The sequence below is a fragment of the Streptosporangium sp. NPDC050148 genome (assembly GCF_055586505.1).
Genome location: NZ_JBVJIA010000031.1, coordinates 32,203 through 44,888, shown reverse-complemented (window position 1 = coordinate 44,888; position 12,686 = coordinate 32,203). Strand labels below are relative to the sequence as shown.

Here is a 12,686-nt window from a genome sequence, read left to right as displayed (position 1 = left end):
CCCCAGCCACGGGGGACAAGGACCCCCGCTTCCCCATAGGAGAAGGGGCAGCCCCCCCCCCCCCCCCCCCCCCCCCCCCCTCCCATGCGTCCACCCGGTGTACCCCGGTGTCGTCCCGGGCGTTCCCCGTGCCCGTCCCGCGCCGTCCCCGGATGCCCGCCGCCTCAGGGACGAACAGCGCAGTTCACCGCCTTCCCGGCGAAGGGTATGGTCGGCGGGTGGCGGGAATCGAGGGGCCGTTCTGGCGCGCGGTCGCGGTGTTCCGGGTCGCCTCCCTGGCGTACGCGGTGGTCCTGTTCGCCCGCGCGGGGGGATACGCCCACCCGGCCGTCGGCGGGCTGGTGATCGGCGTCATGGCGCTGTGGACCGCGGCGACGATCTTCGCCTACTCCGTCGAGGAGTTCCGCGACCGGCCGCTGCTCGCCGCCGACATGCTCGTGACCGTGGGCTGCCTGCTCGCCTCCCCGGCCGTACAGGGCGCCTACCGGCCCGGTGACCTGCCGGTCACCGGCACCTGGATCGGCGGCGCGGTGCTCGCCTGGGCCGTGTACGGCGGCCGGCGCGCAGGGGCCGTGGCCGCGCTGGTGGTCTCGTCGGCCGACCTGTGGCTGCGCGCCGCCCCCGGCGGGTTCGAGACGCTGCCCATCAACGGCACCGTCCTGCTCTTCCTCGCGGGCGTGGTCGTCGGGCACGTCGCCCGGCTGGCCAGGACGGCCGAGGAGCGCATGCAGCGGGCGATCGAGATGGAGGCCGCCGGCCGCGAGCGCGAACGGCTCGCCCGCGGCATCCACGACTCGGTGCTCCAGGTGCTCGCGCTGGTCCAGCGGCGGGGCCAGGAGATCGGCGGCGAGGCGGCCGAACTGGGCAGGCTGGCGGGCGAGCAGGAGGCCGCCCTGCGCGAGCTGGTCAGGCTCCGGCCCGAGCCGCCCGCCGCGGGCACCGCCGACCTGGGCGCCCTGCTGCACCGGTACGGCTCGGCCACGGTCACGGTCTCGGCCCCGGCGACCCCGCTGACCCTGCCCGCGGCCACCGCCACGGAGGTCTCCGCCGCCGTCGGGGCCGCCCTGGACAACGTCGCCCGGCACTGCGGGGCACGCGCGCCCGCGTGGGTCTTCGCCGAGGCCGACGACGGGCTGGTCACCGTGACCGTCAGGGACGAGGGGCCGGGCATCGCGCCCGGACGCCTGGAGGAGGCCGCCGCCGACGGCCGGCTCGGTGTCGCGCAGTCCATCCGGGGCCGCATCGCCGACGTCGGCGGCACGGTCACCGTGATCTCCGCCCCTGGCGGGGGCACCGAGATCGAGATGTCGGTCCCGGCCGGATAGCCGGTGTCCCTCCGGTCCGGGGGTGCGGTCGCGTGCCCGTCACCCCCCGGCCGGACGGCCGACGCGCCGTGCCCCTCGCCCTTCGCCCCGGGACACGGTCGCGTGCCGCCGTCCCGGGCCGGACGGCCGGTCACCCGTGCTCTGGTCCGTGCCCGCCGTCCCCCGGCCGGACGGCCCGTACGGCGGGAGCGGAGGGGCCCCGTACCGTCGCGCGCTCTATGGTGGGCGGATGCGCGTGATGGTGGTGGACGACCACCCGATGTGGAGGGACGGGGTGGCCAGGGACCTGGCCGAGGCCGGGTACGAGGTCGTGGCCACGGTCGGGGAGGGGCGCCAGGCCCTCCGGGTGGCCGCTGCGGTCAGGCCCGAGCTGGTCGTGCTGGACCTGCGCCTGCCCGACCTGGCCGGGGTCGAGGTGGCCAGGGGGCTGGCCGCCGCGCAGCCGCCGCCCCGGGTGCTGGTCCTCTCGGCCAGCGGCGAGCAGGAGGACGTCCTGGAGGCCGTCAAGGCCGGTGCCTCGGGATACCTGCTGAAGTCCGCGAGCAAGGAGGAGTTCCTCGACGCGGTCCGGCGTACCGCCGAGGGCGACGCCGTGTTCACCCCCGGCCTGGCCGGGCTCGTGCTGGGGGAGTACCGCAGGCTGGCCGCCCGGCCCGCGCCCGAGGCGACCCCGCGCCTGACCGACCGCGAGACCGAGGTGCTCCGCCTGGTCGCCAAGGGCCTGTCGTACCGGCAGATCGCCGAGCGGCTGGTGCTCTCCCACCGGACCGTGCAGAACCACGTCCAGAACACCCTGAACAAGCTCCAGCTCCACAACCGGGTGGAGCTCGTCCGGTACGCCATCGAGCAAGGACTCGACGAGTCATAGGCACGACTAAGGTGACAAGGTCGAGAGGTTGCCTTTACGCGGACGCGCGAGAGACTTGACGAAGCCCCATCGTTCGTTCGCCGTTAAACTTCCCCCATCCCCTGAAACCTCCCGAAAAACGCGGCGTCTCGTGGCCGGGCCCGCCGAGCCTCCCCGGAGGCTCACGGCGGGGTCCGCGTGAGTCCCGGCAGGGTCTCGTCGGGGCCCGGCGGGGTCGCGTGGGTCCCGCCGGGCCCCGCGCCGGCCCGTGAGCCCCCGCACGTCCCGAAGCCCGTGCACTTCCCCGCATCCCCGTCGCCCCCGCACCCCCCGTAACCCCCGTTCCCCTCGAAGCTCCACCGGAGGTCGCACCATGACCATGTCCGCCTTGGGCGAGCCCTGCGTTCTGCTCAAACTGGGCGAGGTCGTCCTCAAGGGCAACAACCGCGAGCTCTTCGAGCGCAGGTTGCAGGCCAACATCAAGGCCGCCCTCAAGGACGTCGGCGTCAAGGTCGACGTGCGGCAGCGCCACGGCGTGATCGCGCTCTTCCTGCCCGACGGCAGCGACGCCGCGGTCGCCGACGCGGTCGCCGAGCGCGTCTCCTACGTCCCCGGGCTGGTCTGGGTCCACCGCGCCTGGCGGGTGGCCAAGGACCCCTCGGCGATCACCAAGGCCGCGATCGAGCTGCTGGCCGACCGCGAGGACGTCAGGCGCGGCGTCTCCTTCGCGGTCCGCTCCCGCCGCCGCGACAAGCGCTTCCCGCTCACCTCGATGCAGCTGGACCGCTCGGTCGGCGGCGAGCTCAACGACATCTACGGCCTGCCCGTCGACCTCAAGAGGCCCGAGCTGGTGGTCTCCATCGAGGTCGACCGCGACGAGGCGTTCGTCTTCACCGGCGGGCAGCCGGGCCAGGGCGGGCTGCCGGTCGGCACCAGCGGCCGGGGCCTGGTCCTGATGTCCGGCGGCATCGACTCCCCGGTGGCCGCCTACCGGATGATGCGCCGCGGCCTGCGCGTGGACTTCCTGCACTTCTCCGGTATCCCCTTCACCACCTCCGAGTCCATCTACAAGGCGTACGCGCTGGTCCGGGCGCTGGACAGGTTCCAGGGCGGGTCCCGGCTGTGGGTCGTGCCCTTCGGCAAGGCCCAGCAGTCCATCAAGGCCTCCGGCCAGGACCGCCTGGCGGTCATCACCCAGCGCCGCCTGATGCTCAAGACCGGCGAGGAGGTCGCCCGGCGGCTGCGCGCCGGGGCCCTGGTCACCGGTGACTCCCTGGGCCAGGTCTCCTCCCAGACCCTGCAGAACATCACCGCCCAGGACGACGCGGTCGACATGCCGATCCTGCGTCCCCTGATCGGCCTGGACAAGACCGAGATCATGGCCGAGGCCCGCCGCATCGGCACCCTGACGATCTCCGAGCTGCCGGACGAGGACTGCTGCACGCTGCTGGCCCCCCGCAAGGCCGAGACGGCCGCGAGGATCGCCGACCTGAAGAAGATCGAGCGGCGGCTCGACGTCGAGGAGCTCGCCACCCGGCTGGCCGGGTCCCTGCAGGAGTACCGGCTCGACGCCTGACGCCCCGCGCCCCGGGCCCCGGGCGGATCGGCGGCTCCCGCGTCCCGGGGGCGTTATCCGGTGGCCGCCGAGCCGGTGGAAAACCCTCGATGGCAGGATTACCCCGTGCCATCGGGGAAACGGCGAGGGGAGTGATGGTGGAGCAGCCCGAACCGCCCGAGGAGCCCCGCCTGCCACCGGGGCAGTACGTCCCCCGGGGCCGGCCGGTGATGCACTACGGCCGGGTGCCCACGTTCCGCCCGGAGACCTGGCGATTGCACGTCATGGGGGCGACCGCCTCGGGGGAGCAGCACGGCTTCAGCTGGCCGGAGTTCTCCGGGCTGCCGCGCACCACGGTCCTGGCCGACTTCCACTGCGTCACCAAGTTCTCGATCATGGGCAACGAGTGGAGCGGGGTCTCCACGGCGACGCTCATGGAGCTCGTCCCGCCCGCACCCGGCGTGCGGCACGTCATGATCTGGGGCGAGTACGGCTACAGCGCCAACGTGCGGCTGGGCGACTTCACCCGCGCCCAGACCATGTTCGCGCTGGAGCTCGACGAGAAGCCCATCTCCCCGGAGCGGGGGTTCCCGGTGCGGATGGTCGTCCCGCACCTGTACGCCTGGAAGAGCGTCAAGTGGGTGCGCGCCGTGGAGTACCTGCTGGAGGACAAACGCGGCTTCTGGGAGGAGCGCGGTTACCACAACATCGCCGACCCCTGGCGTGAGCAGCGGTACTCGTACCAGGAGGAAGCGGGCGAAGGCCCGCCGTGATCGGCGTTCGCCCCTGATCACAGGGGCGGGTTGACTACGGTTTCCCGCATGTCGACCACCGGCTGGGTGCTTCTCTGCGCCTTGAGCGTCCTCATCGGATTCGTCCTCCCGCGCCGGCGGCGGTCCCCGGGCCGGGCGGGCGGGCCGACCGAGGAGGCCACCTTCGTCACCCTGCACATCGCGGCCATGGCGGCCCCCTCGCTGCGGTCCGGTCTCACCCGTGACTCCGCCCGCAAGGCCGTCGGCCACCTGCGCGCGCTGCTGGGCACCGGCGCGGTCGCGGTCACCGGCCCCGAGGGACTGCTCGCCTGGGACGGCGCACCGGCCTGCAGGTACGACCACGCCCGCGAGCACGCCCGGCCCGTCCTGGCCTCGGCGCGCCCGCACCTGGTCTCCCGGGACGCCTCCGGCTGCGACACACCAGGGTGCGCCGCGGCCGGGGACGGGATCGTGGTGCCGCTCACCGTCGACGGGCGGGCGGTCGGGGCGCTGGCCGCGTACGACACCGTGGTGGGGGCGGGGCTGGTGCGGACCGTCACCGAGGTCGCCCGCTGGGCCTCGGGCCAGCTGGAACTGGCCGAGCTGGACTCCTCGCGGCGGCGCGCCATGGAGGTCGAGATGCGTTCGCTGCGCGCCCAGATGTCCCCGCACTTCGTGTACAACGCGCTCACCACCATCGCCTCGTTCGTCCGCACCGACCCCGACCGGGCCAGGGAGCTGCTGGTGGAGTTCGCCGACTTCAACCGGTACGCGCTGCGCCGGGCCCGCGACCTCGCCACCCTCGCCGAGGAGCTGCACTGCGTGGACCGCTACCTGCTCCTGGAACGTGCCAGATTCGGCGACCGGCTCGGCTTCGCCCTGCGGGTCGCGCCCGAGGTGCTCTCGCTCTCGGTGCCGTTCCTGTGCCTCCAGCCGCTGGTGGAGAACGCCGTCAAGCACGGCGTGGCCGCCACCGGCCGCTCGTGCGAGGTGCGCGTGGTGGTCTCCGACGCCGGGTCCGAGGCGCACATCAGCGTGGAGGACGACGGCCCCGGCATGCCCGCCGAGCAGGTCCGCCTCCTGCTCGGCGGCTCCGCGGCGCCCGGGGAGGACGAGGGGGGCGGGCTGGCGGGCGTCGACGTGCGGCTGCGCCAGCTGTACGGGGAGGACTACGGGCTGGCCGTGCAGAGCGCTCCGGGAGCGGGCACCCGGGTGCGGCTGCGCGTCCCCAAGCCCCCCTCCGGTGATAGCTATTTGTAGTCAAACTATTACCCGAAGTTGCCATGCGGGTTGCGGTGAGTGTGCTGGAAGGGACAGCGTAGGGTCATGTTGCGAGTCCTGGCCGTTGACGACGAGGTCCCCGCCCTTGAGGAGATCGCATATCTTCTCCGCCAGGACCCCCGGATCGAGCATGTCTCCACGGCGGTCGGCGGCGTCACCGCACTCCAGGACATGGTCCAGATGATCGGCACGGGCGAGCGGCTGGACGGGGTCTTCCTCGACATCCGGATGCCCGGCCTCGACGGCCTGGACCTGGCCAGGCTCATCGCGGGCTTCCCGAACCCGCCCCGGCTGGTCTTCGTCACCGCCCACGAGAACTGCGCGGTGCAGGCGTTCGAGCTGGAGGCGGTCGACTACCTCCTCAAGCCGGTCAGGGCCGACCGGCTGGCCGAGGCCGTACGGCGCCTGGAGTACGCGTCCTCCGCGGCCACGGAACCGGTGGCCGAGGACGTCATCCCGGTGGAGCTGGCCGGGCGGACGAGGTTCGTCCCCCAGCAGGCGGTCTGGTACGCCGAGGCCAAGGGCGACTACGTCCGCCTGCACACCGAGGAGGGCGGCTACCTGGTGCGCATGTCGCTGGCCGCCCTGGAACGGCGCTGGGCCGGCTCGGGGTTCATCCGGGTGCACCGCAGCACGCTGGTCTCGGTACGGCACGTGAGCGAGCTGCGCTTCGACGCCGGCCGGGTGACGCTCCGGGTGGGCACCGAGACGCTCCCGGTCAGCCGCCGCCACACCCGCCAGGTCCGCGAGCGGCTCGTCCGCCAGTTCCGCGACCGGCCGGACGTGCCGGGCATCACCGGTGTCGCCGCCGGGATGCCGGACATGGGCGACACGGCGGGCGAGCCCGGGGGGCCCGCGGTGCCGGGCGCCCCGGGGGCGTCGGGTGCCTCGGGCCCGTCGGGTGTGCGGGGCCCGTCGGGTACGCCGGGTGTGCTGGGTGCCCCGGTGGCTTCGAGCGCCCTCGATGTCTCGGATGCTCCGGGCTCCCGGAGGGTCTCCGGTGCTCCGGCTGCTTCCGGCTCTTCGAGTACTTCCGGTTCTTCGAGCACCTCCGGTTCTTCGAGTGCTCCGAGGGCTTCGAGCGCGCCGGGGGTGGCCGCCGCGTCGCGCGCGGTCCAGAACAGGCCCGTGCCCTCCGCCGCCCTGCGGTGACCGTCTGAAGGCTCCGCGGCCGCCCGCGGAGCCGTTGACGGCGTTCTCGGGCCGCTCCTGCCCCTCGTAGGAGGTCGTGGCCGTGGTCCGGCGTCGTTCGCAGGACTCCGGCCGCCCGGGCTCGCCCTTCGCCATTTCCTTCGGGTCTTCGTCCCGGGCCGCCCCGGGACCGTCCGGCGTGCCCTTGCGGCGATCGCGTACCGGCCGGTCGAGCGTGCCGTGAGCCGGTCGCACCGCGACGGCGATTCCACGCCCCGGCGGGTCCCCACCGGCCCCATGGGCCCCGGATCGACCGCTCGTCGTCCGCCGTCCGCCGCTCGTCGTGCCGGTGCCCTCCGCACATCGACAACTACACGCCGTTAATCGCGCTGGGCGTCAAGCGCATCTCGTCCGTCCGGACGCGCCTTTAGTGTTCCCTCATCGGAGAGCGAGACCCGCCGCATCAGGGGGGACAGAGCCGCGAGGCTCGCACAAGACCTGATGCGCGGGCACCGGGCGATCGCCGGTAACCGGCGAGGTCCGGTCATCGGCCGCCGGGTCCTTACCGGGGGGAAGGGGCCGCCGATCTCCGATACGACGGGACGCCCGCGCAGGGGACCTGTCCGTGATCCGGCCACACGGGGGCGGCCGGATCACGGGGACGGGCGTCCCGTCCGATTCCACGCTCTTCGCCGGGGACGGGCCCGCCGTCCTGCTCGATGACCTTCGTCCGGGGACGGGCGTCCCGCTCGATCCTGCGGTCCTCGCCGGGGACGGGCCCGCCGTCCGGCCCCGTGGCCTTCACCCGGCCACCGGCATCGCACGCGGTTCCGGGGAGCCGGGTGCGATCTCAGCGGGCCGGCGTCGACGGCTGGGGGATCGACGCCTCGGGGCGGGAGGCCGGGATCTCGACGGCTTCGACCTCGACGTCGTGCACCTCGACGCTGCTCACCTCGGCACCGCGGACCTCGGTGACCTCGGTCTCGCGGACCTCGGCGCCGCCGACCTCGGTCTCGCGGATCTCGACGCTGTGGACCTCGGTCTTCCGCACCTTGGTCTTGCGGACCCTGGTCTTCCGTGCCGGGGTCTGGCGGACCTCGGTCTCCTCCACCTCGACGCTGCTGACCTCGACGCTGTCGACCTCGACGGTGACGGTCGTGAGGTCGGGGATCTCGCCCTCACGCAGCTTCTTGAGCACCTCGATGTCCGCGCGGTGCTTCTCGGCCCCTCCCGGGGTCTCGATGCAGAACGGCACCCCCGCGGCCACCGGATGGCGCAGCATGTCCATGAAGGGCAGGACGCCGATGTGACCGGCGCCGAAGTTCGTGTGCCGGTCCCGCGAGGAGCCGCACTCGTCCTTGGAGTCGTTGGCGTGGATCAGCTTGAGCCGCCCGGGGGCGATCGCCTGCAGGGCGTCGAGGGTCTCCTTGACGCCCTCGGACGTCGACAGGTCGTGACCGGCGGAGAAGGAGTGACAGGTGTCGAAGCAGACGCCCGCCTTGGGGTGCCATTCGAGGGCCTCCAGGTAGGGCTCCAGATCCTGGACGGTCCTGCAGAGCATCCCGGCCTGTCCGGCCATCGACTCCAGCAGCAGATCGGGCCCGTCGTCGGGGATCTCCTCCAGGAGCGGCAGGAGCCGCTCGTGCAGCTGGCGCATGGCGTCGTCGCGGGACTGGCTCACCGCCGACCCGGTGTGGACGACCAGCCCCTTCGCACCGATCGCGTGGGCGCGCAGCAGGCCGTGCCGCACCGTGGCCAGGGACTTGTCCAGGGTGTCCGGGCTGGGGGACCCCAGGTTGACGAGGTACGGCGCGTGCACGAAGGAGAGCACGCCCGAGTCGCGCAGCTTGGCGTCCTGGGCGGGATCGCCCGCGGCGAGCGCCCAGCCCCGGGGGTTGGTGACGAACACCTGGATCATCTCGGCGCCGATGTCGGCCGCGTACTTCAGCCCGCCCTTGGCGAGGCCGCCGGTGACGGAGACGTGTCCGCCGATGGGGGAGAGAGGAGTCATGGTGAGGCCATTTTAGGCGCTCTCCCCACCGGGGCACCGTTCCCGCGCCGTGCCCGTCCGCGGTCTCCCGTCCGGGGACGACCTCCGGCGGGTCGTCCGGGCCGCCGGGACACGGTCATCGGCGGATCGTCCGGACCCGGGGACACGGTCATCGGCGGATCATCCCGGCCGGGGGGCGCGATCATCGGTCAGTCGTCCGGGCCGGAGGACGCGGTCATCCCAGCCGCAGGGCCAGGAAGAAGTCCACGCGGTCCTCCAGGCCGGACAGGTCGCGGCCGGTCAGCTCCTCGATGCGCTGGATCCGGTAACGCAGCGTGTTGACGTGCACGTGCAGGATCTCGGCGCACCTGGTCCACGAGCCCGAGACCCGCAGGAACGCCTCCAGCGTGCCCACCAGGTCGGCGCGGTGCGCGCGGTCGTAGTCGTGCAGCGGGTCCAGCAGCCGGGCCCGGAACACCCGCCGCACGTCGTCGGGGACGGAGGCGAGCAGCAGCAGGTGGGTGGCCAGCTCGTCGTGGCCCACGACCGCGTCCGGCTGCGGGCGGTCCTCGGCCATCCGCCGGGCGTGCCGGGCCTCCTCGACCGCGCCGAGCAGCCCCTCCACCGGGACGACGCCGCTGACCCCGGCGGTGAGCCCGCCGCTGCCGAGACCGGGCGCGAGGTCCCGTACGGCCTCGCGCACCATGGCGGTGACGTCGGTCCCCGCGGCGCCCTCTCCCGCGCCGCCCGGTCCCGGGGCGGGAAGAAGCGCGATGATCTCGTCCCCGGCGCCCCCGCCGCCCCCGGCCACCCCGACCGCGGGGACGGCGCACATCGGGTGCAGGATCTCCTTGACCACGACGCGGAGCTCGCCCGGCCGCAGGTCCCCGCGCGCGGTCGCCGACACCGCCACGTAGCCGCGTTCGGACAGCAGGCCGGTGGCCCGCAGCCGGGGCAGGAAGTCGTCCGGCCTGCCCCCGGACAGGACGAGCCCGACCAGCTCCTGGGCCGTCCGCCCCTCCGGGGTCAGCCGGTCGTCCAGGCGGGCGCGCTCCAGCGCGACCACCGCGGCCAGCTCCGAGGCCAGCGCCCGCCGTTCCGGCGACCAGTCCTGCCAGGCGCCCTCGAAGGCCAGGAACCAGTCGGCGACCCGGGGCGTCGACTGCTCGTCCACCGCGAGCACGGAGTAGCGCTCCGCGCCGGGAGGGACGTACGGCATCCGCTTGGCCGTCAGGAAACCCCTGGCCAGCGGCCTGGCCGCGCCCTCGGGGAGCGGGTGCGAGCCCGCCACCACCCGCCCGGCCGGGGTCAGCACCCAGCAGGGCATGCCCAGGTCGTGGCCGACCAGGCGGAGCACCGGGCCCAGGCCCGCGCCCGCGGTGACCCCGGCGACGAGCCGCCGGTGCCGGTCGAGGACGGCGCTGATGTCCGAGACCCTGCCCGACGACAGGCGCCGTACGACGTGCTCGGTCAGTTCGGCGAAGGAGAGCGCGGCCGGTACGTGCAGCAGCGGGATCCGGTGCCGCAGGCAGGCCCGCACCAGGTCGGGCGGGAGCTCGTCGCGGTCGGGGTCGCCCGCCCCCAGCGCCGACACCCCGGCCTCGGCCAGGCACCGGACGAACGTCTCGCTGTCGGCCGCGTCCTGGCGCCAGACCAGCCCGGTGAGGACCAGCTCGCCCCCGGCGAGGTAGCGGCCGGGGTCGAGCAGGTCGGTGGTGACGACCCAGCGCAGCACCGGGTCGGGCTCGTCGCGGCCGGACACCAGCGACAGGCCCAGCCCGGTCGTCTCCAGCAGTGCGCTCAGCCGCATGTCGTGAGGGTAACCGAGCCCCGGGCACCGGCAGGTTCGGAGCATGTTACGAAAACTCATGGCGGACCCTTGCCACGGTTCGGACGTCCTGCCGGTGGACCGCGGGCGCTCACGGTGTGTGTACTGGCTGACATGTCCACGGTGAACCCCGCCCCGCCGCCCGACGGGCTCGCCGCGTTCAACGCGCTGGACGCCGGCGAGGCCGAGGCCGAGCTGCTGACCTGCTGCGCGAGCAGGGCCTTCGCCCGGCGGGTGGCCGCGGCACGCCCCTACCCCGACGCGGACCGGCTGGCCGGCGCGGCAGAGGCCGCCGTACGGGAACTGGACTGGCCGGACGTGCTGGAGGCGCTGGCGGCCCACCCCAGGATCGGGCAGGCGCCCGGCCCCCAGGACACCGGACGGGAGTCGGCCTGGTCCCGCCGGGAACAGTCGGGGGTCGGCGCGGCCGGGCCCGAGCTGCTGGAGGGCCTGGCCGAGGGCAACCGCGCCTACGAGCGGCGGTTCGGCCACGTCTACCTGGTCTGCGCCACCGGCCTGTCGGCCGAGGAGATGCTGGAACGCCTCACGAGGCGGCTCGGCAACGACGAGGAGGCCGAGCAGGACGTGGTCAGGACCGAACTCGCCGCGATCACCCGCCTGAGGCTGGCCAGGCTCCTCGGGACCACCCCGGCTCCGGAGGAGACCCCGTGAACCCGCCTTTGCGGGAGGACCCCGTGACCCCGTCCCATCGGGGAGACCCCGTGAGCGGCCCGTTCTCCGGGGAGGCCGCGTGAGCCTGTCCACGCACGTGCTGGACGCCGCCCTCGGCAGGCCCGCGGCCGGGGTCGCGGTCCGCCTGGAACGGGACGGCGAGGTGCTCGCCGAGGGGGTCACCGACGCCGACGGCCGGATCACCGGGTGGACGTGCGGTGCGGGCGCCCACCGGCTGGTCTTCGACACCGGCGGCTACTTCGCCTCCCGCGCGGTGGACGCCTTCTACCCGCGGGTCTCGATCGACTTCACCGTGGCCGACCCGGGGGAGCACCACCACGTGCCCCTGCTGCTCAGCCCGTTCGCCTACTCGACGTACCGGGGGAGCTAGCGTGCGCGTCGTTCTCGGTCCCAACCGCTACGGCAAGGCCGAGGTCCGCCTGGTCCGCGTCGTCAGGGACGGCGGGGTCCACCACCTCAAGGACCTCACGGTCTCCACGGCCCTGTCCGGCGACATGGAGGCCGTCCACCTCACCGGCGACAACACCGCGGTGCTGCCCACCGACACCCAGAAGAACACCGTGTACGCCTTCGCCAGGAAGCACGGCGTGGCCGAGATCGAGGACTTCGCGATCCTGCTGGCCCGCCACTACGTGGGGTCCCAGCCGGCCGTCCACCACGCCCGGGTGTCGGTCGAGGAGCACTTCTGGGACCGCATCCCGGTGCCGGCCTCGGCCGCGGGCCCGGGGGCGGGCGACCGGCGCCACTCCTTCGTCCGCTCGGGACGGGAGACCCGCACCTGCCTGGTCCACCACGACGCCGACGGCACGACCACGGTCGTCTCCGGGCTCAAGGACCTGGTGGTGCTCAACTCGACCGACTCGGAGTTCTCCGGGTTCGCCGAGGACGAGTACACCACCCTGCGGCCCACCGCGGACCGCGTCCTGGCCACCGAGGTCTCGGCCCGCTGGCGGCACCTGCCCGCAGGGCCGGGAAGGGCGGCGTCGTACGGTGAGTCCTACGACGAGGTGCGCCGCCACCTGGTCGAGGCGTTCGCCGGGACCTACAGCCTGTCGCTGCAGCAGACGCTCTACGCGATGGGCGAGCGGGTGCTGAACGCCCGTGACGAGATCTGCGAGGTGCGCCTGGCCCTGCCGAACAGGCACCACTTCACGGTGGACCTCACCCCGTTCGGGATGGACAACCCCAACGAGGTGTTCCACGCCGCCGACCGTCCCTACGGGCTGATCGAGGGGGCCGTACTGCGCGACGACGCCCCCGAGGCCCGCTTCAGCTGGGAGTGAC

Annotated in this window: 9 protein-coding genes and 2 pseudogenes; 9 read left to right on the top strand and 2 right to left on the bottom strand. The window is 73.8% G+C overall.

Annotated elements, in window-relative coordinates:
- Positions 1 to 218 precede the first annotated feature (218 nt).
- The 6 genes and pseudogenes from macS to ACZ6RT_RS28930 all read left to right on the top strand — a co-directional run.
- Positions 219 to 1,325: a MacS family sensor histidine kinase gene (gene macS, locus ACZ6RT_RS28955; protein ID WP_470157182.1), complete on the top strand. Its 1,107-nt coding sequence runs from the start codon at positions 219 to 221 to the stop codon at positions 1,323 to 1,325.
- 229 nt (positions 1,326 to 1,554) lie between these two features.
- Entirely contained in the window at positions 1,555 to 2,193 is a 639-nt protein-coding gene (locus tag ACZ6RT_RS28950; RefSeq protein ID WP_399193297.1) for a response regulator, read from the top strand.
- A gap of 352 nt (positions 2,194 to 2,545) precedes the next feature.
- Positions 2,546 to 3,748 carry a tRNA uracil 4-sulfurtransferase ThiI gene (gene thiI, locus ACZ6RT_RS28945; RefSeq protein ID WP_399193295.1) on the top strand — a complete coding sequence of 401 codons (1,203 nt, stop codon included), beginning with the start codon at positions 2,546 to 2,548 and terminating at the stop codon, positions 3,746 to 3,748.
- Positions 3,749 to 3,882: 134 nt separating this feature from the next.
- Positions 3,883 to 4,500 carry a molybdopterin-dependent oxidoreductase gene (locus tag ACZ6RT_RS28940; RefSeq protein WP_399193293.1) on the top strand — a complete coding sequence of 206 codons (618 nt, stop codon included), beginning with the start codon at positions 3,883 to 3,885 and terminating at the stop codon, positions 4,498 to 4,500.
- A 48-nt stretch (positions 4,501 to 4,548) separates the two neighbouring features.
- Positions 4,549 to 5,739, top strand: a complete 1,191-nt coding sequence (locus tag ACZ6RT_RS28935) for a sensor histidine kinase (protein WP_399193291.1) — start codon at positions 4,549 to 4,551, stop codon at positions 5,737 to 5,739.
- A 66-nt stretch (positions 5,740 to 5,805) separates the two neighbouring features.
- Positions 5,806 to 6,531 (top strand): annotated as a pseudogene (locus ACZ6RT_RS28930) (LytR/AlgR family response regulator transcription factor); the annotation flags it as partial.
- A 1,537-nt stretch (positions 6,532 to 8,068) separates the two neighbouring features.
- Here the strand turns inward: ACZ6RT_RS28930 and ACZ6RT_RS28925 are convergent.
- Together ACZ6RT_RS28925 and ACZ6RT_RS28920 are read right to left on the bottom strand one after the other, a co-directional pair.
- A pseudogene (locus ACZ6RT_RS28925) lies at positions 8,069 to 8,902 on the bottom strand (deoxyribonuclease IV); the annotation flags it as partial.
- 214 nt (positions 8,903 to 9,116) lie between these two features.
- Complete coding sequence (locus tag ACZ6RT_RS28920) at positions 9,117 to 10,691, bottom strand: PucR family transcriptional regulator (protein WP_470157181.1); 1,575 nt, start codon at positions 10,689 to 10,691, stop codon at positions 9,117 to 9,119.
- A 132-nt stretch (positions 10,692 to 10,823) separates the two neighbouring features.
- Between ACZ6RT_RS28920 and uraD the strand changes: the two genes are divergently transcribed.
- The 3 genes from uraD to pucL all read left to right on the top strand — a co-directional run bounded on the left by uraD (position 10,824) and on the right by pucL (position 12,685).
- A complete protein-coding gene (gene uraD, locus ACZ6RT_RS28915; RefSeq protein WP_470157180.1) occupies positions 10,824 to 11,381 on the top strand; it encodes a 2-oxo-4-hydroxy-4-carboxy-5-ureidoimidazoline decarboxylase in 558 nt (185 codons plus the stop codon).
- A gap of 79 nt (positions 11,382 to 11,460) precedes the next feature.
- Positions 11,461 to 11,772, top strand: coding sequence for a hydroxyisourate hydrolase (gene uraH, locus ACZ6RT_RS28910; RefSeq protein ID WP_344896529.1), 312 nt, complete (start codon positions 11,461 to 11,463; stop codon positions 11,770 to 11,772).
- 1 nt (position 11,773) lies between these two features.
- Positions 11,774 to 12,685 (top strand): factor-independent urate hydroxylase, encoded by a 912-nt coding sequence (pucL, locus tag ACZ6RT_RS28905; RefSeq protein ID WP_399193284.1) that lies wholly within the window; start codon positions 11,774 to 11,776, stop codon positions 12,683 to 12,685.
- The last annotated feature ends 1 nt before the right edge of the window (position 12,686 follow it).

Excerpts from the sequence above, each read along its gene's own strand:
- ACZ6RT_RS28950 (WP_399193297.1), top strand. The coding sequence starts at position 1,555 with ATGCGCGTGATGGTGGTGGACGACCACCCGATGTGGAGGGACGGGGTG.
- thiI (WP_399193295.1), top strand. The coding sequence starts at position 2,546 with ATGACCATGTCCGCCTTGGGCGAGCCCTGCGTTCTGCTCAAACTGGGC.
- ACZ6RT_RS28940 (WP_399193293.1), top strand. The coding sequence starts at position 3,883 with ATGGTGGAGCAGCCCGAACCGCCCGAGGAGCCCCGCCTGCCACCGGGG.
- ACZ6RT_RS28935 (WP_399193291.1), top strand. The coding sequence starts at position 4,549 with ATGTCGACCACCGGCTGGGTGCTTCTCTGCGCCTTGAGCGTCCTCATC.
- ACZ6RT_RS28920 (WP_470157181.1), bottom strand. The coding sequence starts at position 10,691 with ATGCGGCTGAGCGCACTGCTGGAGACGACCGGGCTGGGCCTGTCGCTG.
- uraD (WP_470157180.1), top strand. The coding sequence starts at position 10,824 with ATGTCCACGGTGAACCCCGCCCCGCCGCCCGACGGGCTCGCCGCGTTC.